Here is a 19,674-nt window from a genome sequence, read left to right on the forward strand (position 1 = left end):
ATTTTTTTTGTTTAAAAACATTTACTAAAGTAGAAGGTAGCAGATGGTGGTCGAAAATGATATAAAACTATTGAAATGGGTTTTTGAACAGCGCTGTAAAACTTTTTCTTGGTTACAAAAATGAAAACGTTTAGAGTATAATTGGTTTCTAAAAGAGATTTCACATAAACGATGTGGGTATTCTCTTTTAAGCGGTTATCAAAATCTTTTTCATTGTCATTTAGTTTTTTTAAACTTTTCTGTAGTTCACAACGACCGTTACAAGTATTGTTAATGAGTTGTCTTTGGACACAAATCGTTTTTGAAATTTCATTTTGATTGATTTTGAATAGTGTAAATAGGATAGCGTGCTCCATAAGTGGGAGCATAAGAATAAATGATAAACTAATTACAAGAAATTTTTTCAAAATCGGGTGGTTATAAACTATAATTCAGGTTAATGCTCCAACGATAATTGGCTTCCATTTTACTATTGGCCAAGTGTTGATTGATAGGGAGCATAGCATTAATTCCAAGAGAAAAATTGTCTTTTCCTAGTTCAACTCCTAGTTTACTAAACAAAACATCTCCGGCAGTATTAGGTAAATTCAACCCATACTGTTTATTGGTAGCATAAACTTCTCCTGCAATTCCTAATTGAGGTACAAATTGAACAGCGGAAGTATCAAATAAATAAAACAGCGTGCTGCCATAATTGAACTGATTTCCAAATTGGTATTGCTTTTTGTTTTCTGTTTTTACGGTATAATTGGCCATAGTATGCAATCCTAATTTTCCTTTTTTAAGGATGTATTCTGTAGCTAATAAAAAATCCCAACTCCCAGTTCCGACTTGAAAACTTTGATTGATATTTCCAGCATTGTTGGTTTCGTTAAACTTCCCAGTAGGCATTTTTACCCCACCTCCAAGCTGTAATTTATGAATCAAAAGAGTGCTGTCTTTGTGTGTTTTATAGATAGTGTACAATCCCATTAAGGTGATGTCGCCTAAACCTTTTATGGATTCGTTGCCAGTAGTTCTTTCCCTGTTATGAAATTGGTAAGGAACCAATAACGAAAGTTGTAATTGCTCTGTAACGGGAATTTTACTCCAAATTTGAAGGGTATTAAAGTGCTCGTCTACCCAAGGCGAATTAGCAAATATGCCGTCTTGGCTAGAGTAACTTTGATAAAAATACCGAATTCCAACAAAATTAGAGTTTAGCATAGAACTGAATCCCATACTTCCACCACTTGCAGAACAGCCACAAGCATCACAAAAATCATCATAGCTTTCTATAAGCATCTTTTGAAAGGTAAATCCCGAAATTGGGTCTTCTGTCGTTGCGCTAAATCCTATTTGTTGGCATAAAATAAGAAGTAATAGGAATATTTTTTTCATTCTTGATGGGTTGTTTTTATGTGTAGTGACAATTTTTGCTAACTTTTAAAATTCCGAGAATCGTTTATCGGTGAGGTATTCGTAATCGGTTAGTGTTTTCAAGAAGGCAATAAGTTGTTCTTTTTCTTGAACAGAAAGTACGATACCTATTTTTCCATTTTGTTTTAAAATAGGATCCAAAGTTGTTGAGTTTTCTACACCATTGGCATAATGATCTAAAACGGCTTCTAGTGTTCCAAAGCGTCCGTCGTGCATATAAGGTGCTGTTTTTTCGATGTTTCTTAAACTTGGTACTTTGAATTTGTATAAATCTGTGGCTAGTTCTGTCACTCGGTAACGTCCCACATCGTTTACTGCTGGATTTACGGGTAGGCCATTGTTTCTAAAAGAATGGTCGGTCATTAAATCTGTAGCGTGACAAGAGGCGCATTTGGCATTAAAAACAGCATAGCCCTCTTTTTCGGTCGTGCTGAGTGTGATGCCTCCTTCATTTCTTCTGAATTTATCAAATTTTGAATTGCTTGAGGTAACCATTACCATAAATTGTCCCAAGGCTTTTAGCATATTTTCAGAATTAATTAATCCGTCAGTGAAAGCGGATTTGAATAACTTTCGGTATTCAGGGTCATTTTTCATCATTGCAAGCGCTTTGTTGAAATCGCCATTCATTTCTATTGGACTGGTAAAAGGGATGATGGCTTGTAAGTCCAAATGATTGGTAGCGCCATCAAACATAAAGGTAGTTTGATAGGCTAAATTTTGAATGGAAGGCGTATTTCGTGTGCCTACAGCACCGTTTACTCCGTGACTTACGGTGTGTCCGTGGTGCGTAAACGCTGTTTCTTGTTCGTGACAAAAACCACAAGAAACGATTCCGTCTGAAGCCAATCGTCCGTCATAGAATAATTTTTTTCCTAATTCGAATCCTTTTTCTGTCAATGGATTATTGGCAAAATTATAGGCAACTGGCGGAAAGTTGGAGGGGACTTTGAAGTCGATAGGTACATTTTGATAGTCTTCGTCGTTGTCGTTGGAACAACTCAAAAGAATAGGAAAAATGAACAACAATAGGTATTTTGCTTTCATTTGTATGTGTACATTTTGTTGTTAAAAAGGGAATCTCGATAACTTGGGTTAGCGATTTTGGTGAAAAAACGATTGAAAGCAGTTTTCTTTTGAATGTTTCCAAAACATCCTAAATGTTGGTCTTCTAGCCCCGACAGAAGGGAAAAACCTTGTGAGCTGGCGTTCAGCTCACAAGTTTTGGAATGATGGCGGGAATCTTGTTGACAAAAATGCCTGATGATTCGCTCCTTATTCTTAATAGATAAAGACTTTCAATCGCTTTTTGTGAAGTGGATTAGTCGTTATGAACGTGATCTACTTTGAACATTTGGTTAACATTAGCGGTGATTAAAGCTAATTTTGAACCACTCATAATCATAGCGCCCATACCACCCATATTGTTGTCTGTCAATTTGATGGTGTTGGTTCCGTCTACCACTTTAGAGATATCTGTGATGATATGTACTTGTGGGGTAATGTTGGTTCTCACTAATGCTTTGGTAGCTAAATCCAAAGTGATTTCAGTGTAGTTGTAATCGGTTCCTGTTTGTCCAGTGTGAATCATAAACGAAGTTGGAGTTGTTACTGTAGTTGAAGTAAAGGTGCCTTCGAAAGCTAAGAATTTGTATCCTGCAGTCCAGCTCCACATCATTTTTGCTGCTTGTGCTTTGGCTAAGAAATCGCCTTGTCCTGTTGCACCAAGTTCCCATTGTGCTTTGTCTACTCCAATTCCAAATTTTACTTTGGTGTAGTTACCAGCTGGAATGTTTTTTAATTGAGCTTCTAAACTAGCTGGAGTAGCTTCGTCTATAATGAAATAGCTTTCGCTTTTTGGGTAAGTGAACGTTGTTCCGTCTTCTTTGGTCAACACAATGTTACTAACGATGTATTTTACTGTGCTGATTTTCAATACTTCGTTGTTGGCTGTTGTATTCGATTGTGAAGTTAGAATTAGGTCATTTGCTTTGAAAGCGTTATCAAATTCAAGTGTTAAAGCTCCTGTTCCTGTGATTGCTTCGTCGTTATCGTTAGAACAAGCTGTTATTGTAATTATTGCTGCTAAAGCTAAAGTTGCTTTTAAAATATATTTTTTCATGAGTTGGTTTTTTACTATTATGATATTCATTTGTTTTTTTGCATGATTGTATTGAAAAAGAACTTGATATATGTTCTTTTTTGAAATGAGAGTAGTGCATTTTCGAATTAAAACGCACGAAATCTTTCAGAGGCAATCATTGCGAGGCATTGTATTTTCATACAAGGCGATGCATTTCAATTGAGATTGAAATGGATTTTGAATAAGATTATAGTAAAAAGGAGGGAGGTCTGAAAGTTGAATTTGTTTTGGAAATGGTTTTTCCAGACGTATGAAAAACGTTCAACTTGGTTGTTGAAGTTATCGGAGTGTTGTTACTTGCAAATGATGTAGGTGCTGAATGAATGAGGTAAACGAAATCTGCTTTTTCTTTCAGGATGTTTTCCATTTTTTTCTCATTCTCATCAAATTGTTTTAGGCTTTTTTGTAATTCACAACGACCATTACAAGTATTGTTGACTAATTTTCGTTGTACACAAATGGTTTTGATGATTTGCTCTTGATTGGCTTTAAATTGGGTGTATATCACTATATTCCCAAAAATAGGGAATAGCAATGTGAGGGTTAAAAGATATACGCCAATTTTTTTCACAACAATTGTATTGTTTTTCGAGGAGCAAAAGTAGGACAAGATTTTAGAATACGAAATTATATTTTCATAAAATTCAATTTTCTAGTTTTATGGGGTTAAGACATTCTATTAACAATAAGTTCTTAATAAATGTAATTCTGTCTTGTTTTTTTGTTGCAGTTTTTAATTATATTTAAAAACTATTTAGAATAAAAATACCACCATTTATTCCTAACCATTTTATGAACGTATATTCTGTTGTACTTGTTGATGACGAAATGATCAACATTGAGATTTTAAAGAAAATCATCTCTACGCATTGCTTAAAACTTGAGATTGTTGGTGTTGCCAAAACTATGGAAACAGCTTTGTCTGAGATTGTTTCCAAAAAACCTGATATTGTTTTCTTAGACATTAACATGCGAGAAAAACAAATTTTTGAGGTTTTGGATCAATTGGATACGATTGATTTTCAAATTATTTTTGCCACTGCTTTTCCAGGATATTTCTTTAAAGCTTCGGAATATAATCCTGCTGATTTTGTAATCAAACCATTTAGTGAAACGGCTGTTAAAGATGCAGTGAAGAAGGCAACTAAACGCATCAAAAAGCTCCGAAAAAATAAAGAAGAGTAGTTATTTTTTCTTCAAGATTTTATATTCTTCATAGCAACCACTTATCGCATCCATAATTTGCAAATCATTGGCTGTTTGGATAAATGCGTCCGAATAATTGCATCGTTTTAGGATGTCTGGGATTTCATTTTTGTCTATTCCTAGTAAGGTAGCAATCATCTCTCTGTCGTACTTAGATTCTAATGCTTTGCGTACCGTATCGTCTTTCTTTAAATCCTTTAAACGTCGTAATTCTTTTGGTTTTTTACCAAAAAAGTTATACAACATATCTGCTGGATTAAAAATCGAGCCAAGTACTTTTCCAAAAGCATCAGGAGAGTATTGTCCGCCTTCGTAACCAGCGGTTAATCCTGAAATACTGTATCTGAAGTTTTCTTTTACTGGAATCAATTTTGAATCTACTTCTAAATACCCAGTTAGGTGAAAAGGACGAATAACCACTTCTTCTAGGGCTATTGCTTTTTCTGTAAGTTTAATTACGGTAGTTTTATTTTTCAACCAGTCGTTTGTAACTCTAACTTTGATGGATTGAAAACCTAATAATGAGACGTGTAAGGTGTCACTTTGTGAAACTTCAATTTCAAAATTTCCTTTAGTATCTGTAGTAGTTCCTTTTACTTTGTTGACGTTGATGATGTTAGCGTAAGATAATGGTTGGTCATTACTGTCGTTAACGATGGTTCCAGAAACTTTTAAAGTAGGGTTGGTTTCTTGTGCGAAACTGCTAACTGAAAGTAGCATAAAAAAGAAAACTACAAAATATCTCATATACGAATTTAAAGTTTTAAAAGTAGTAAATCGCAATTAAATATTTTGTAGTTTCTCAGTATTATTATAAGAAAATTAACAAAGGAATGTTAGTCTCTTCTTGGTCTTCTTGGTCTTGGGCTGTCGCCAAAACTTTCAGAACGTCTTGGGGCTCTTTCTGTTGAACCACCTTCTCTTCTTGGAGCACTTCCTCTTTCGCTTCTGAATCCTCCCTCTCTTGGAACTGAGTTTCTGTCGCTACGGAATCCGCCTTCTCTTCTTGGAGCAAAGTTTCCTTCTCTTCTTGGAGCAGAACTTCTACCGCCAAAACCTCCAGAGCTTCTGCCATTATGGTCGCGTCTTCCGCCACCATCATTTTTAGAAATCTCTACATTGATACGACGTCCTTCTAATTGTACATTGTTTAAGATGTCCATTACTTTATCAGTATGTTCAGCATCTGTATTAAAGAAAGAGAATCCTTCTTTTACATCTACTTTGAATACGTCATCACGACCTAAGTCTAAAGTTTCTTTTAAGAAATCTTTCAAAGTCATCCAGTCAAAGTTATCTCTAGAACCGATGTTTACGAAGTAACGAGTAGCACCGCTATTGTTTCCTCTAGAAGCACCATCTCTATCGTCGCGTTCACGTCGGTCTGAACCTGATGATTGGCTAGATAAATCTCTGTTTTTCTTATAGTAGTTGATAAAACGGTTAAATTCTACCGATACCATTTTCTTGATTAATTCTTCTTTGCTTAAACCTTCTAATACATCATTGATTGCTGGAAGGTAGTTGTCAATTTCGTGGTCTACTTCCGTTTCTTTGATTTTGTTGGCTAAGTGCAATAATTGAATTTCGCAGATTTCAATTCCAGATGGGATTGTTTTTTCTTCAAATTTTTGTTTGATGATTCTTTCAATAGATGAGATTTTGCGCAATTCACTTTTGGTCACGATTACAATCGATGTACCTAATTTACCAGCACGACCAGTACGTCCAGAACGGTGGTTATAGGTTTCGATTTCATCAGGAAGTTGGTAGTTTACAACGTGAGTTACGTTGTCTACGTCAATTCCACGTGCGGCTACATCGGTAGCTACTAGCATTTGGATTTGTCTTCCTCTAAACGATTTCATTACCCCATCACGTTGTGCTTGCGATAAATCTCCGTGTAATGCAGCAGCGCTGTATCCGTCTTCGATTAATTTTTCAGCTACTTGTTGCGTATCTCTTTTGGTGCGACAAAATACTACTGAGAAAATGTCTGGATTAGCATCTGCTAAACGTTTCAACGCTTCGTAACGATCTCTTGCGTTTACCAAATAAAATTCGTGTGATACAGTTGCAGAACCTGAGTTCTTAGTTCCCACTGTAATTTCAACTGGGCTGCTCATGAATTGTTTTGCAATTCTTGCTACCTCGGCTGGCATGGTTGCAGAGAATAACCATGTGCTTTTTTCGTCTGGAGTATCTGATAAAATAGAGCAAATGTCTTCGTAGAATCCCATGTTCAACATTTCATCTGCTTCATCAAGTACACAGTAATCAATGTTTTTGATGTTTACCAAACCTCTATTGATCATGTCTTGCATTCTTCCTGGAGTAGCTACAATAATTTGTGCTCCTCTTTTAATTTCTCTAGCTTGCTCTGTAATACTAGCTCCACCATAAATAGCTACTACGTTGATACCTTTTTCGTATTTTGCGTAGTTTTTTAACTCGTTGGTAATCTGTAGGCAAAGTTCGCGTGTTGGCGATAAAACTAATGCTTGTGTATTTCTGTTGTCGGCATCAATTTTTTGGATTAGCGGAAAACCGAAAGCTGCCGTTTTCCCTGTCCCTGTTTGAGCCAACGCAACCATATCTGTGTCTTTTTCCAATAATAGGGGAATCGCCTTTTCCTGTACCTCTGACGGATTTTCAAATCCTAGATCTAAAATCGCCTTCAGTAACGATTCATTCAATCCTAATTGTTCAAATTTGTTCATTATGTATTTTTAAAATAGGGTGCAAAATTACTGTTAATTTCTCAGATTAACTAATGCTATTTTAAGTTTTAATGAATTATTGTGATTTGATTGTCAGAAAGTTAGCTTTTTGATTTTTGATTTTTATGTTTTAATAGTCTTTTTAGATGTGAAATTATGGCGAGAAATTGTAAAAAATGTTATAAAAAATGATACAATTTTGATTGTTAATGAGTTGTATTCAGAAATGCAAGTAATGATTGTGTGGCGATACCACGGTGACTGATTTTGTTTTTGGTTTCAAGTGAAAGTTCTGCAAAAGTCTCTTTGTAATTTTCAGGCTGAAAAATAGGGTCGTATCCAAAACCACCCTCGCCTTTTTTTTCTGAAGTAATGTTTCCTTTGGCTATGCCAGTGAATAAGTATTGTTTGCCTTTAAGATTCAAACAAATCACCGTTTTGAATTGAGCGTTTCGGTTACTTTTATCATTTAAAAGATGTAATACTTTGTTCATATTATCCTCAGCGGAACGTTGTTCTCCAGCATAACGAGCAGAAAAAACACTAGGTTCGTTGTTTAACGCTTCGATTTCAAGTCCAGTATCATCAGCAAAGCAATCATAACCATACTTTTCGGTTATGTAATTCGCTTTCATAATAGCGTTTCCCTCGATAGTAGGAGCAGTTTCTGGAATTTCCTCAAAACAACCAATGCTTTCAAGGCTCACAATCGTGATGTTTTCGGGAAGCATACTTTGGATTTCTTTTATCTTGTTTTCGTTATTGGTGGCGAATACTATTTTCATTTCTTTAATTTTTAGTTTCAAAGATATTATTTTCTAGATGTACTTAAATGAACTTCTTCTTTTTTGAAATTTATATATTAAATGTTTTTATGATTAAAATCAAAAACATTAACTATGTTTATGTTTTTATATCTTTTAGTTTTACATCAAATTTTAAAAGTAAAAGTTATGAAACAATTGAGCGTTTGTTTAGGTTTATTTTTGATGCTTTCTTATTATTCTGTTCGTGCACAAGTTACGCCAGAAACAGCATTGGCTGCTTTAAAGGAAGGAAATAGTAGGTTTGTAGTTGGGAAGAGTATAAAACCTCACCAAGATGTCAATAGAATTAAGGAATTGGCCTCGGGACAAAAGCCTTTTGCGGTTATTGTGGGGTGCTCTGATTCTAGAGTGCCTAGCGAAATTATTTTTGACCAAGGATTGGGAGATTTGTTTATTGTAAGAACCGCTGGTCAAGTTTCCTCTTATGCTTCATTTGGTAGTATTGAGTTTGCTAATGCGGTTTTGGGAGCCAAATTAATTGTGGTTTTAGGTCATACCCAATGTGGTGCTGTAGCGGCAGCTTGTAAATTACCAGAAGTTCCAGGGCACATAGTAAGCTTAATTAATGCTATAAAGCCTGCTGCAAAATTGGCCAAACATCAGCACGGTGACGAGATTGAAAATGCAGTAAAGATTAACGTTGCGATGCAAGTGGAGCAATTGAAAAATTTAGAGCCCGTTTTGACCAAGTCTACAAAGGATAATAGTACTATGGTTGTTGGCGCTGTGTATGATTTAAAAACGGGTAAAGTTGAATTTCTTCCTGAAAATTACTTAAGTAGCTTGAAGAGTTAACTTGGTACAATTTCTTTTTAAAAAAAAACTGCATTTCGATTGAGATGCAGTTTTTTTATTTTAATAACGAAGCCTTACATAGACGTGTTTAATTCCTTTTTTATCCGAATCTCTTTCGTCGATTTCGAGTATGTCGGTTAGGGATTTGAGCATTGGGGTAAGTTTGCTAAAGCCATAACTTCTTGGGTCGAATTCGGGTTTGTTTTTGACGATTAGATTTCCCACATCACCTAAAAATGCCCAGCCATCATCGTCGCTTATGGCATCGATAGCATCTTCAATAAGGTCAATAGTTGGGTTGTCTATTTTGATTGCCGTTTCTTTTTCTACTACTTTTTTGGTGTCAGATGGAGTGGTAGCGGTAGTGGCTTTTGGTTTTTTCTTTTTGGTAGCGCCTTCTAAAACTTCTATGAACACGAAACGGTCGCAGGCAACAATAAAGGCGTTTGGTGTTTTCTTTTCACCTATTCCAATGACTTTCATACCTGATTCTCGTAACCGAATGGCGAGACGGGTAAAATCGCTGTCGCTAGAAACGATACAAAAACCATCAACTTTATCGGAGTACAACAAATCCATTGCATCGATAATCAAAGCGGAGTCGGAGGAATTTTTTCCAGTAGTATAACTGTATTGTTGAATGGGTGTAATGGCGTGTTCTAATAAAACTGATTTCCAACCATTAGAATTGGGTTTTGTCCAATCGGCATAGATGCGTTTGGTGGTAGGAGTGCCGTATTTGGTGATTTCTTCCATCATACCTTTGATGTTGCTATACGGCACGTTGTCGGCGTCAATAAGGACGGCTAGTTTTAATTCTTTGGTGTTGTTTGACATTTTTGATGCTTTGGTGTTCAAAGATACAAACTTTATGGTTAGCACTTTGTCTAGCCCTGATAGAAATGAAAAGCCTCTTGTGGCTCAACCGAATATTTTACTTGTGCTAGCAGAGCGACTAAAAGAAGCTCCTGCTAGTGCTTTAGTAAAATACGGTTTAGCTACAAGAGCTTGTAATGAAGAGCAGGATTTTGCTACTGAAAATAATCGTCTAAAAAAGACCATTTTTTTAAGTAAAATAAAAGGATTTTGGGAGTAATTATAAATTTTAAATATTTAATTTTGCGCCTTAATAAAAATGTAGTATTAAGTCATTATATTATGGTAAAAGATTTATTCGAAAGAATCCAAAACAATAAAGGTCCTTTAGGAAAATGGGCTTCTCAGGCAGAAGGGTATTTTGTTTTTCCTAAACTAGAAGGAGAATTGGGACCAAGAATGCAATTTCAAGGAAAAAATATATTGAACTGGAGTTTGAACGACTATTTAGGTTTGGCCAATCATCCAGAAGTGCGTCAGGCTGATACAGATGCAGCAATTCAGTTTGGTGCAGCTTACCCAATGGGTGCGCGTATGATGAGCGGACACACGAAATATCACGAGCAGTTGGAGCAAGAATTGGCTGCTTTTGTGATGAAAGAATCGGCTTATTTGTTGAATTTTGGTTACCAAGGAATGGTGTCTATCATTGATGCTTTGGTGACTAAAAACGATATCATTGTGTATGACGTAGATTCACACGCTTGTATTATTGATGGGGTGCGTTTGCATATGGGTAAACGTTTTACCTACAAACACAATGATTTAGAAAGTATGGAGAAAAACCTGCAACGTGCTACTAAAATGGCGACAGAAACAGGTGGAGGAATTTTGTTCATTACTGAAGGTGTTTTTGGAATGCGTGGACAACAAGGTAAATTGAAAGAAATTGTGGCCTTGAAGGAGAAATACAATTTCCGTTTATTGGTGGATGATGCACACGGTTTTGGAACGCTTGGAAAAACAGGTGCAGGAGCAGGTGAGGAGCAAGGTTGTCAAGACGGAATTGATGTGTATTTTTCTACGTTTGCTAAATCTATGGCGAATATTGGTGCTTTCGTTGCAGCAGATAAAGACATTATCGATTATTTGAAATACAATTTGCGTTCTCAAATGTTTGCCAAAGCATTGCCAATGATACAAACTCTTGGTTCTTTGAAGCGTTTGCAATTGTTGCGTGAATCTTCTGCGATTAAAGATAAATTGTGGGAAAATGTTAATGCGTTACAAAACGGATTAAAAGAAAAAGGGTTCAATATTGGAGATACTAATACTTGTATTACTCCAGTTTACTTAGAAGGAAGTATTCCAGAAGCGATGGTGATGGTGAACGACTTGAGAGAAAACTACGGTATTTTCTTGTCGATTGTAGTCTATCCAGTAATCCCGAAAGGTATTATTTTGTTGCGTATGATTCCAACGGCTTCTCATACTTTAGAAGATATTGCAGAAACCTTGGCGGCTTTCGAAGCGATTCGTGAGAAACTAGTTAGCGGTACGTATAAAGAAATTGCAGCACGCACTACAGTAGATATGGAAGCTTAATTTTTTAGGTTTTCACTTATATAGAAAATCCATTCGTTTTGGCGAATGGATTTTTTTTTAAAAAATTGTAGCAAGATATTTTTGTTTTTTGAACTAATCAATTGTTTTGATACGATATTTACCACGATTTTCCATACACTTTATCTCTTTCTCCTCCAGATACACTCCATTCGTGAAATGTTAATTCAATAGGTTGAAATTCTATTCCAGTACATCCTGCTACTTCTATTTCTTGTTTCAGTTTTTCAGAAACAAAATAACCTCTGCCGCCTTCTACATTTTCTAAGGCAAAGAAATGTTCTTCTAAACTGCTTATTAATGCAATATTTTTAATAGTAAATTCATCCATTGGGTTAAGAATTTTTAAGAACTCTTTGAATTCCTCAAAATTTTTAAAACTAATTTCTGTTAAATTTCTATTCCCTTCAGCATCTCTTTTTTTATATGTATATTTTGAATTTTGATAATCTATGAACTCCATATCTATTTTGTATGGATTGATAATGTAATAATTTTTATACTCAATTTCCTTATGAAATATTGGACATTCAAAAAATTGAAATCTATTTTCGCTATACTTCTCAAGAATGTTTTTGAGTTTGTCGCTCATTACAAATTTTAATGAAAAACCCATCCCCCCTCCATCTAGTAAATCAGTAGTTTTAGCTTTAGGAAATAGTATAAGATTTGAGACAATAGGATTGAAATCAATTTTATTATATCCAATATTATCTATAAACGTGGGGGTCTCCCAAACATCACAATGATGAATAACATCTTTTGTTTGGGGAAGATGTCCCATTATTTTGGTGTTTAAGCCACGTCGAATTCTAAAATATCTCATATGTCAAAATTTAAATCGTTTAAGTGGGTGTTTGGGTTGTTTACAATTACAGCTTTTACATCTTTTATTATTTCCAAGACTTTTGAATAAGTGCCATTTGCAGATAAATTAGCTGGTATGGCTTCTAATTTTTCTATTATTTTATCGTTATACCTATTATGATTAGGTTGGTTTCTCCAAGTGGCAACCGGAATTCCGTTTAATGCACTATCTATATGAAAGCCTTGATTGGTGGTTGCTTTTGCGGCTTTTTGAATGGCAGGATGTTCAAGAATCCTTGACGCCCTAGAAATGATATGATGGGCTTGTCTAGTTGCATCCCCTTTTGCAATGCCTAGAACTGCTCTAAATTTAGTACTGTTGTATGTTCCAAAATTAATAAAATTGTTTGTTCCTGTTACCAAATATTTTAAGCCATCAGAGCGCTTTGCAAATTTAATTCCCGAGGCAAACCATCCCGCGACAGGAACAGTAGAGGCGAAACTGAGTGATGCATTTAGTGCATCTCCCTGAATGGTATAAATAACACCATTTGCTAAATCGGCTACTTCCCCATATACAGGAACTAATCCAACTATGTCAAGCATAACTTGAACGGTGTCAACGTAAGCTCTAGCAAAAACTTTTGTATAAGACCAATTAGGGTTTTCCTTTTTTAATACTGCACAATGTACCAAAAATAATCTCGAAAAGGTCAATGCTGTATTAATATCTGTTAAATTAAGGGAAGAGTCGGTGTCTACAGCAGTATAAAAATTACTGTCAAAACTTTTGTTGAAGTAATTGTTTTGATAGACGTATGAAGTTACATTAAATACCTCTGAAACTTTTGACTGATCGGTTATTTCGCTATCCTTAAACTCAATAATCATATCATTTACAAAATTCTTACTACTTAATGAAAAGTTGTTTTTAATAAAAAAATTCATAAAACTCATTTGATTCAAAGCCGATTGTTGTTTCAACCAATCTAAATCAATGTTTATCAAAGCATCTTTTACATTTGTTTTGATGGGATCTTCGAATTCGTTATAACTCAAATATTCAAATACAATTTTTTGAGCTAATGGATTAAGTTGTGAAAAATTGTTACCCAGATTACCCAAACTAGTAACAAATTGTTTTTGTAATTCATCATAAACAGGAATGGTAGTAATATAATTTGTTTGAACACCAGAGGTACCAGATGTTGAACTACCTCCACCGTAATTTATTGCACCAGTATTATTAATTGATCCAGCAGGTCCAAAACTTACGATTCCGCCACCGCCTCCTCCTGCTAAAAGGCAAATATCTACTGATGTGTATCCGCATATATCACCATGGCAGTCATAAGGGACTTTTGAACAAGCCGAAACCACCTCGGTAATACAAAAAATTTCATATTCTTTCGTTTTAGATGTTTTACTGTTTTTGGGATACTCAGACAAAATTGGTTGAACTTCTATATCCCCCTCAAAGTAAACATGATTGCGGAATGTTGTAGTTACAGTTTTTGGATTGTATTTAACTATTGCAGCTCTTACCTGTTGAAGGCTGTCAACTTCTATTACTAAATTATCAAAAGACTCTTTTTTAGTGTTTTTTGAAAAAATTAAAAAAGTATAACTTATTTTGTTGTTCGCTTCTATAACTTTGGCAGGTAAATTAGAAAATGTAAAGTCATATTTTTCCTCTACAGCGTTTTTACCTTGAAGAGCAGTACTTCGGGAGGTTTTATTTTTGCCTAATTTAGAAAATGCATTGTTAAAATTTTCATTAGAATACAATTCTTCAAATGGCTTATCGCTTACAATAAGATTTTTATTATCTTGTTGAATTGCATTTTCATACAAATCTTTCTCACAACTTGTAAATAGACCAACTAATACTATAAGTATTAATTCCTTAAAGCAATGATGATGGTGTTTGTTTGTTTGTTTGTTTGTTTGTTTGTTTGTTTGTTTATCATAAAACTATTGGTTAAAGTTAATATGAATAAAATTAAGAATTTATTTAATAAATAAAATACCCACTTTTAGTGATATTTCAAAAATCAGTTTGCTAATCAATTGATTAAGTTTAATGGAACAAAAAATCCATTCGTTTTTTTGGCGAATGGATTTTTTTGTTTGTTTTACTGAGGACTAAAACTGAGGACTAAAAACTGACCACTGGCTACTTTTTTCTTAAAGAAGTTCTTTTCTAAACGTTTTTCTTCTGCAATGAATGGTGGGATTGAAATTTTTCCATAGCAATTGAATGGCTAGATTGTCTGCTAATTCGGGTGTGCGGATGCAGTTTTGAATGCCTTTTTCGGTAAAAGTGGTATGGTATTCTTTAAAAATAATAGCGTGAACTCCTTTGTTTTGGTAGTCAGGATGTACACCAATTAAATAAAAAAGAACGTCTTTGCTGTTTTTTCTTGCTTGTAATAAATGAAGGAAACCAAAAGGGAATAATTTGCCTTTTGCTTTTTGTAGCGCTTTTGAAAAACTTGGCATTACTATGGCAAAAGCGACTAAATTTCCGTCTTTGTCTTCTACATATTTAATGTATTCTGGATTGATGAAATTGATGTATTTGTTTTTGAAATATTCCTTCTGAATATCTGTAATCGCTACAAACGAGGAAAGTTTGGCATACGATTCATTGAATAAATCAAACATTTTGTCCACATACGGGAGGACGTCTTTGGTTTTGGTGAAATTGATGGCTTTTAATTGGTATCGCTTTCTAATCAATTCCTCTGCTTTCTCGAAAGTTTCTGGTTTTACATTCGAAAAAGGGAATTTGTTTTCTACATATTCCTTTTCGGTTACATAGCCTAGTTGCTCAAAGTGTTGCGCATAATAAGGATGATTGTACCAAGTAATCATGGTGCCAATTTCTTCGAAACCTTCGGTTAGCACGCCGACTTTATCGAGATTTGAAAAGCCCATTGGACCTTCTACATAGTCAAGGTTGTTTTTGCGTCCTAGTTCATACACTTTTTCAAGTAATGCTTGGGTTACTGTTATATCATCAATAACATCAAACCAACCAAAACGAACCTTTTTTTTCTGTTGATTATTGACTTCATCCCAATTGATAATCGTTGCGATTCTTCCAACAATTTCTTGGTTTCTTTTGGCAACAAAAAAATACGCTTCGGCATTTTCGAAAGCGGGATTTTTGGTCTTGTCAAAAGTTTCCAATTCATCTGCAATCAATGGTGGTACCCAATATTTGTTGTTTTTATAGAGAGAAAAAGGGAATTTGATAAACTCGGTGATTTCTTTTTTGCTTTTGGCTTCGTGAATCGTAATCATGGATTATAAAGTGTAAAGTGTAGGTGCGAATATAGCCAACTTTTGTCCATAAAAAAAGCCCAATTAAGGGCTTGTTTGTTAGTCGTATTTTGATTTTCTTCTTCGTTCTTGTTCTTGATTGTCGGTTGCTTTTTTCTTTTTGTCTTCTTTTTTCATTTTTGCTATTGCGTTTTTGTAAAAACCATCATAGCGCCAAGAAACACCAAAGCCACCATAGAGAAGACTCGGGGTGTCTTTGAGACTAGTACTTATAGAAGCGTCAATTTGAAAATTATTGTTCAGTAAATAAGCAGCACCTCCTCTTACAATGGCGTCGCTATAAAAGTCACTTTTGTATCCTTGATTTTCAATGAATCCAGACCATTTTTTACTAAAACCACGAGTTAAAGTAATCACATAACCATATGTTGGATAATCCGTTCCAATGTAGTCAGCAATAATATTGGTTACAAAAACCCATCTTCCGTCGCCAAAATGATTTTGTGTAATCAACATTACTTTTGGAGAGATACTAGATTCTAATGTAAAGGCATAAGGGTTTCCTTCGAAAACAAAATTGGCTCCAGCAAATAAAGAAACTGCGGGTAAGAACTGTCTCCAGTTAAAACGTTGGTTGGCTTTCCAACTGTAAAAATTTACTTTTTTCTCGTAATTTTTAAAAGGATCATAAATTAAGTATTTTGCTCCTAAATTGGTCTGTTTGAAATTAGCTCGATTTGTGGTTGTGAGGTCAGTCTTTAGCTGATCATTTTGATATTGAATATCAGCAATAACTTCTAATCTTTCCAAAAACGCTCCCCAACGAATCGTGGCGTCTAGACCGAAGCCATTGACATCATAGTTCAATAAACTATGATTGGATTGAATACCATAAACACCAGTTTCTACTTGAATGACATTTTTGCCCACACCATAAGCCGACATGGTTTCTCCAGGGCGATTGGAGTTAATCTGATCGGTATATTGCCCGTAGTGAACAAAAGGGGTTAGAAATAAAGCGATTAAAAGAGTTTTTTTGATTGGGAACATAGTTATATTCTTTTGATTTAAAATAGTAACGCAACCAAATGTACTATATTTTATTATTTATTTAAGATTAGGATTTTAAATTTGACCATTTGATTTACTAATTTTGGAAAAATTTTTAGATATGCAACTAGCTTCATTTAGTGGATTTGTAAGAACATTGTTTTACATGATTATGTTTTACTATGTTTTTAAATTTTTGGCTAAACTTTTTTTGCCGATTTTAGTTAAAAAAGCGGTAGAGAAAGCCAGTGAAAATTTTCAGCATCAACAACAATATGCGCAACAGCAATATACACAGCAACAATATGCTCAAAATAATAGAAGATACAATAATCAAGACGAGATTATTGTAGATACGGCTCGCTCCAAAAATCCAAAAGAAACCAAAAAAGTGGGAGAATATGTGGATTACGAAGAAATAGATTAAATTTGTGCGCTGAAGCCCATTTTTTAATCTAATTCAAATCTGAATCCATTGAAAGTTATAAATAAATTTTACCCGCACGCATTAGCTATTTTAGGTTTTGTAGTTATTTCTTTAATTTATTTTTATCCTGTTCTACAAGGAAAACAAATCTTCCAGTCCGATATCGCTCAGTTTACTGGGATGGCCAAAGAGCAAAACGACTTTAGAGCCATCGAACATCAAGAACCTTATTGGACAAATTCTGCTTTTGGTGGAATGCCTACCTATCAATTAGGCGCAAAATATCCTCACGATTACATCGGTGCTCTAGATGATGCTATCCGATTCTTACCTCGACCAGCCGATTATTTATTCTTATACTATCTAGGATTCTATGGTCTTTTATTGGTTTTAAAAATCGACCCGCTTAAGGCTTTTTTTGGTGCGATTGCCTTTGGTTTTTCTACATATTTGATTATTATTCTGGGAGTGGGGCACAATGCCAAAGCCCACGCTATTGGGTATATGCCTATGGTAATTGCAGGTTTTATGCTTGTTTTTCAGCGTAAATATATTCTGGGAGGCTTGGTTACGTTGTTTGCTACAGCTCTAGAAATTAATGCAAATCACTTTCAAATGACCTATTATTTGTTGTTGCTTTTGTTGATTTTGGTAGGGTATTATTCGTATCAAGCCATCAAAGAGAAACAATATAAAGACCTTGGCAAAAGCTTTGGAATATTGGCTATTGCAGGAATTTTGGCTATTGGAGCAAATGCTACCAATTTACTAGCTACTTCTGAATATGCTGCTTTTAGTACTCGTGGGAAAAGTGAATTGACGTTTAATCCAGACGGTTCAAAGAAAACGGAAGACATCGCCTTGTCTCGCGAATACATTACAGAATACAGTTATGGTATTATGGAGAGTTTCAATTTGATTGCTCCAAGGCTCTTTGGTGGTTCGAATAGTGAAGCTCTTGGGAAAGACAGTGCTATGTTTGAATTTATGGTGGGTCAAGGTGTTCCTGAAGATCAAGCTGCCGATTTTGCTAATGGATTGCCAACATATTGGGGAGATCAACCAATTGTAGCAGCTCCAGCATATATTGGAGTTGTGGTTTTCTTTTTGGCGGTTTTAGCATTATTTATTGATAAAAGAAAAATCAAATATGTATTCTTTGGAGGCGCTATGTTTGCCTTAGTCTTGTCTTGGGGAAAAAACTTTTCTTTATTGACAGATTTCTTCATTGATTACATTCCGATGTATGATAAGTTTAGAGCCGTTTCGTCTATTCAGGTCATTCTGGAATTATGTTTTCCAGTATTAGCCATTATGGGATTACAATCCTTTTTTACTCTAGAAAAGCCACAACAAACCAAAGGAATTTTGCACACTGTACTATTTGGTTTAGGTGTTATGATAATTTTATTTGTGAGTAAAGGTGCTTGGAGTTATGCTGGTAGCAATGATGGATTGTATTTGCAAAACTATGGTCCGGGATTTGTAGACGCATTAAAAGCAGATCGTATGAGTTTGTATACTGCCGATTTGTTGCGTTCTGCCTTTTTTATAGTCGTTATCGCTGCGGTTTTATGGTTGTATACCCAAAAGCGTTTGGCACAAAACACAGCCATAATTTTGGTTGGGATTTTGATGATTTTTGATCTTTTCTTCGTGGATAAAAAGTATGTCTCAGGAAAAGATTTTATGAATGGTAGAGAAGTGGCAGCTCCATTTCAAGAAACTCCTGCTGATATTCAAATTTTGAGAGACCCTTCTAATTATAGAGTTTTTGAGGTAAGTGGAAATCTATCAAGCGCAAGAGCTTCTTATTTTCATAAATCTTTGGGAGGTTATCACGCGGCTAAGCCTAGAAGAATTCAGCAGTTATTCGACTATCAAATCGCTAAAAATAATATTGAGGTTTTAGATTTTTTAAATGTAAAATACATCATTCAGACCGATAAAGAAGGCAAAGAATTCCCAACCGTTAATCCTAATGCCAATGGCAACGCTTGGTTTGTAAATCAAGTAAAAGCAGTTTCTTCTGCTGATGAAGAAATGAAAGCTTTGGATAAATTCGATTCTAAAAACGTAGCAATTGTCAATACGAAAGAGTTTACCATTCAAAATAAAAACTTTGTAAAAGATGCTTCAGCGGTAATTACTTTGGATGCCTACAAACCGAATCATCTAACGTATACTTCAACTAATGCTAATGCTGGTTTAGCGCTATTTTCTGAAATGTATTATGCTAAAGGTTGGAAAGCCTACGTTGATGGTAAAGAAACCCCAATTTTAAGAGCAGATTATGTATTGAGGGCCATTGAAATCCCAGCGGGTAAACACCAAGTTGAATTCAAATTCGAGCCACAAGTGGTTCAAACGGGAAGTCTTATAGCCTTGATTAGTTCTATTGGAATGCTATTGCTTTTGGTAGGAGGGATATATGTAGAGAGAAAAAAATCAAGAAAATAGAGTAAAGAAAGAGATGAAAACTAAAGCTAAAATCGATACTAAAAAGGTTGAATTGCAAAAAGTATATTTGGAGCGATTGGAACGATTTATGTC

Annotated in this window: 19 protein-coding genes; 6 read left to right on the top strand and 13 right to left on the bottom strand. The window is 34.9% G+C overall.

Going from position 1 to position 19,674, the window contains the following annotated elements:
- Window positions 1–11: 11 nt before the first annotated feature.
- From ACSVH9_RS01670 to ACSVH9_RS01690, 5 genes are all read right to left on the bottom strand, one after another.
- The gene (locus ACSVH9_RS01670; protein WP_438062181.1) at window positions 12–407 is read right to left on the bottom strand and encodes a hypothetical protein; all 396 of its coding nucleotides are present in this window, start codon (window positions 405–407) and stop codon (window positions 12–14) included.
- Between the two features lie 10 nt (window positions 408–417).
- On the bottom strand, window positions 418–1,380 hold the full coding sequence (locus ACSVH9_RS01675) for a transporter (RefSeq protein ID WP_438062182.1): 963 nt from the start codon (window positions 1,378–1,380) through the stop codon (window positions 418–420).
- Between the two features lie 45 nt (window positions 1,381–1,425).
- Entirely contained in the window at window positions 1,426–2,466 is a 1,041-nt protein-coding gene (locus tag ACSVH9_RS01680; protein WP_438062183.1) for a cytochrome-c peroxidase, read from the bottom strand.
- 274 nt (window positions 2,467–2,740) lie between these two features.
- Complete coding sequence (locus ACSVH9_RS01685; RefSeq protein WP_438062184.1) at window positions 2,741–3,541, bottom strand: MbnP family protein; 801 nt, start codon at window positions 3,539–3,541, stop codon at window positions 2,741–2,743.
- A 208-nt stretch (window positions 3,542–3,749) separates the two neighbouring features.
- Window positions 3,750–4,133: a hypothetical protein gene (locus ACSVH9_RS01690; RefSeq protein WP_438062185.1), complete on the bottom strand. Its 384-nt coding sequence runs from the start codon at window positions 4,131–4,133 to the stop codon at window positions 3,750–3,752.
- A gap of 221 nt (window positions 4,134–4,354) precedes the next feature.
- Between ACSVH9_RS01690 and ACSVH9_RS01695 the strand changes: the two genes are divergently transcribed.
- Entirely contained in the window at window positions 4,355–4,747 is a 393-nt protein-coding gene (locus ACSVH9_RS01695) for a LytR/AlgR family response regulator transcription factor (protein WP_438062186.1), read from the top strand.
- Here the strand turns inward: ACSVH9_RS01695 and ACSVH9_RS01700 are convergent, their stop codons facing one another.
- The 3 genes from ACSVH9_RS01700 to ACSVH9_RS01710 form a co-directional block, all read right to left on the bottom strand.
- Entirely contained in the window at window positions 4,748–5,515 is a 768-nt protein-coding gene (locus tag ACSVH9_RS01700; protein ID WP_342692984.1) for a carboxypeptidase-like regulatory domain-containing protein, read from the bottom strand.
- A gap of 89 nt (window positions 5,516–5,604) precedes the next feature.
- A complete protein-coding gene (locus tag ACSVH9_RS01705) occupies window positions 5,605–7,488 on the bottom strand; it encodes a DEAD/DEAH box helicase (protein WP_438062187.1) in 1,884 nt (627 codons plus the stop codon).
- A 206-nt stretch (window positions 7,489–7,694) separates the two neighbouring features.
- Window positions 7,695–8,273, bottom strand: a complete 579-nt coding sequence (locus ACSVH9_RS01710; protein ID WP_438062188.1) for a non-canonical purine NTP diphosphatase — start codon at window positions 8,271–8,273, stop codon at window positions 7,695–7,697.
- A 168-nt stretch (window positions 8,274–8,441) separates the two neighbouring features.
- Between ACSVH9_RS01710 and ACSVH9_RS01715 the strand changes: the two genes are divergently transcribed.
- Window positions 8,442–9,110, top strand: a complete 669-nt coding sequence (locus tag ACSVH9_RS01715; RefSeq protein ID WP_438062189.1) for a carbonic anhydrase — start codon at window positions 8,442–8,444, stop codon at window positions 9,108–9,110.
- Between the two features lie 60 nt (window positions 9,111–9,170).
- On the opposite strand, the gene ACSVH9_RS01720 is transcribed toward ACSVH9_RS01715, so the two are convergent.
- Window positions 9,171–9,947 (bottom strand): NYN domain-containing protein, encoded by a 777-nt coding sequence (locus ACSVH9_RS01720; protein ID WP_438062190.1) that lies wholly within the window; start codon window positions 9,945–9,947, stop codon window positions 9,171–9,173.
- Here ACSVH9_RS01720 and ACSVH9_RS01725 point away from each other — a divergent pair.
- Both ACSVH9_RS01725 and ACSVH9_RS01730 read left to right on the top strand, forming a co-directional pair.
- On the top strand, window positions 9,937–10,206 hold the full coding sequence (locus ACSVH9_RS01725; protein ID WP_438062191.1) for a hypothetical protein: 270 nt from the start codon (window positions 9,937–9,939) through the stop codon (window positions 10,204–10,206). The two genes, ACSVH9_RS01720 and ACSVH9_RS01725, sit on opposite strands and share 11 nt — an antisense overlap.
- A gap of 62 nt (window positions 10,207–10,268) precedes the next feature.
- The gene (locus ACSVH9_RS01730) at window positions 10,269–11,531 is read left to right on the top strand and encodes an aminotransferase class I/II-fold pyridoxal phosphate-dependent enzyme (protein ID WP_438062192.1); all 1,263 of its coding nucleotides are present in this window, start codon (window positions 10,269–10,271) and stop codon (window positions 11,529–11,531) included.
- Window positions 11,532–11,649: 118 nt separating this feature from the next.
- On the opposite strand, the gene ACSVH9_RS01735 is transcribed toward ACSVH9_RS01730, so the two are convergent.
- The 4 genes from ACSVH9_RS01735 to ACSVH9_RS01750 form a co-directional block, all read right to left on the bottom strand.
- Window positions 11,650–12,375, bottom strand: a complete 726-nt coding sequence (locus ACSVH9_RS01735; RefSeq protein ID WP_438062193.1) for an imm11 family protein — start codon at window positions 12,373–12,375, stop codon at window positions 11,650–11,652.
- The gene (locus ACSVH9_RS01740) at window positions 12,372–14,210 is read right to left on the bottom strand and encodes an AHH domain-containing protein (protein ID WP_438062194.1); all 1,839 of its coding nucleotides are present in this window, start codon (window positions 14,208–14,210) and stop codon (window positions 12,372–12,374) included. The genes ACSVH9_RS01735 and ACSVH9_RS01740 overlap by 4 nt, the downstream gene beginning before the upstream one ends.
- A gap of 333 nt (window positions 14,211–14,543) precedes the next feature.
- Window positions 14,544–15,665, bottom strand: coding sequence for a GTP cyclohydrolase (locus tag ACSVH9_RS01745; RefSeq protein ID WP_438062195.1), 1,122 nt, complete (start codon window positions 15,663–15,665; stop codon window positions 14,544–14,546).
- 78 nt (window positions 15,666–15,743) lie between these two features.
- Window positions 15,744–16,694: a transporter gene (locus ACSVH9_RS01750; protein WP_438062196.1), complete on the bottom strand. Its 951-nt coding sequence runs from the start codon at window positions 16,692–16,694 to the stop codon at window positions 15,744–15,746.
- A 121-nt stretch (window positions 16,695–16,815) separates the two neighbouring features.
- On the opposite strand from ACSVH9_RS01750, the gene ACSVH9_RS01755 reads away from it, so the two are divergent.
- A complete protein-coding gene (locus tag ACSVH9_RS01755) occupies window positions 16,816–17,121 on the top strand; it encodes a DUF4834 family protein (protein WP_438062197.1) in 306 nt (101 codons plus the stop codon).
- Between the two features lie 48 nt (window positions 17,122–17,169).
- Window positions 17,170–19,581 (top strand): YfhO family protein, encoded by a 2,412-nt coding sequence (locus ACSVH9_RS01760; protein WP_438062198.1) that lies wholly within the window; start codon window positions 17,170–17,172, stop codon window positions 19,579–19,581.
- Window positions 19,582–19,674 lie beyond the last annotated feature (93 nt).

The sequence above is a fragment of the Flavobacterium sp. RSSB_23 genome (assembly GCF_051547145.1).
Classification (GTDB): domain Bacteria; phylum Bacteroidota; class Bacteroidia; order Flavobacteriales; family Flavobacteriaceae; genus Flavobacterium.

Bases quoted from the DNA above. Each gene is read 5' to 3' on its own strand.
- ACSVH9_RS01675 (WP_438062182.1), bottom strand. From the start codon at position 1,380: ATGAAAAAAATATTCCTATTACTTCTTATTTTATGCCAACAAATAGGA.
- ACSVH9_RS01680 (WP_438062183.1), bottom strand. From the start codon at position 2,466: ATGAAAGCAAAATACCTATTGTTGTTCATTTTTCCTATTCTTTTGAGT.
- ACSVH9_RS01685 (WP_438062184.1), bottom strand. From the start codon at position 3,541: ATGAAAAAATATATTTTAAAAGCAACTTTAGCTTTAGCAGCAATAATT.
- ACSVH9_RS01695 (WP_438062186.1), top strand. From the start codon at position 4,355: ATGAACGTATATTCTGTTGTACTTGTTGATGACGAAATGATCAACATT.
- ACSVH9_RS01700 (WP_342692984.1), bottom strand. From the start codon at position 5,515: ATGAGATATTTTGTAGTTTTCTTTTTTATGCTACTTTCAGTTAGCAGT.
- ACSVH9_RS01705 (WP_438062187.1), bottom strand. From the start codon at position 7,488: ATGAACAAATTTGAACAATTAGGATTGAATGAATCGTTACTGAAGGCG.
- ACSVH9_RS01710 (WP_438062188.1), bottom strand. From the start codon at position 8,273: ATGAAAATAGTATTCGCCACCAATAACGAAAACAAGATAAAAGAAATC.
- ACSVH9_RS01715 (WP_438062189.1), top strand. From the start codon at position 8,442: ATGAAACAATTGAGCGTTTGTTTAGGTTTATTTTTGATGCTTTCTTAT.
- ACSVH9_RS01720 (WP_438062190.1), bottom strand. From the start codon at position 9,947: ATGTCAAACAACACCAAAGAATTAAAACTAGCCGTCCTTATTGACGCC.
- ACSVH9_RS01730 (WP_438062192.1), top strand. From the start codon at position 10,269: ATGGTAAAAGATTTATTCGAAAGAATCCAAAACAATAAAGGTCCTTTA.
- ACSVH9_RS01735 (WP_438062193.1), bottom strand. From the start codon at position 12,375: ATGAGATATTTTAGAATTCGACGTGGCTTAAACACCAAAATAATGGGA.
- ACSVH9_RS01745 (WP_438062195.1), bottom strand. From the start codon at position 15,665: ATGATTACGATTCACGAAGCCAAAAGCAAAAAAGAAATCACCGAGTTT.
- ACSVH9_RS01750 (WP_438062196.1), bottom strand. From the start codon at position 16,694: ATGTTCCCAATCAAAAAAACTCTTTTAATCGCTTTATTTCTAACCCCT.
- ACSVH9_RS01755 (WP_438062197.1), top strand. From the start codon at position 16,816: ATGCAACTAGCTTCATTTAGTGGATTTGTAAGAACATTGTTTTACATG.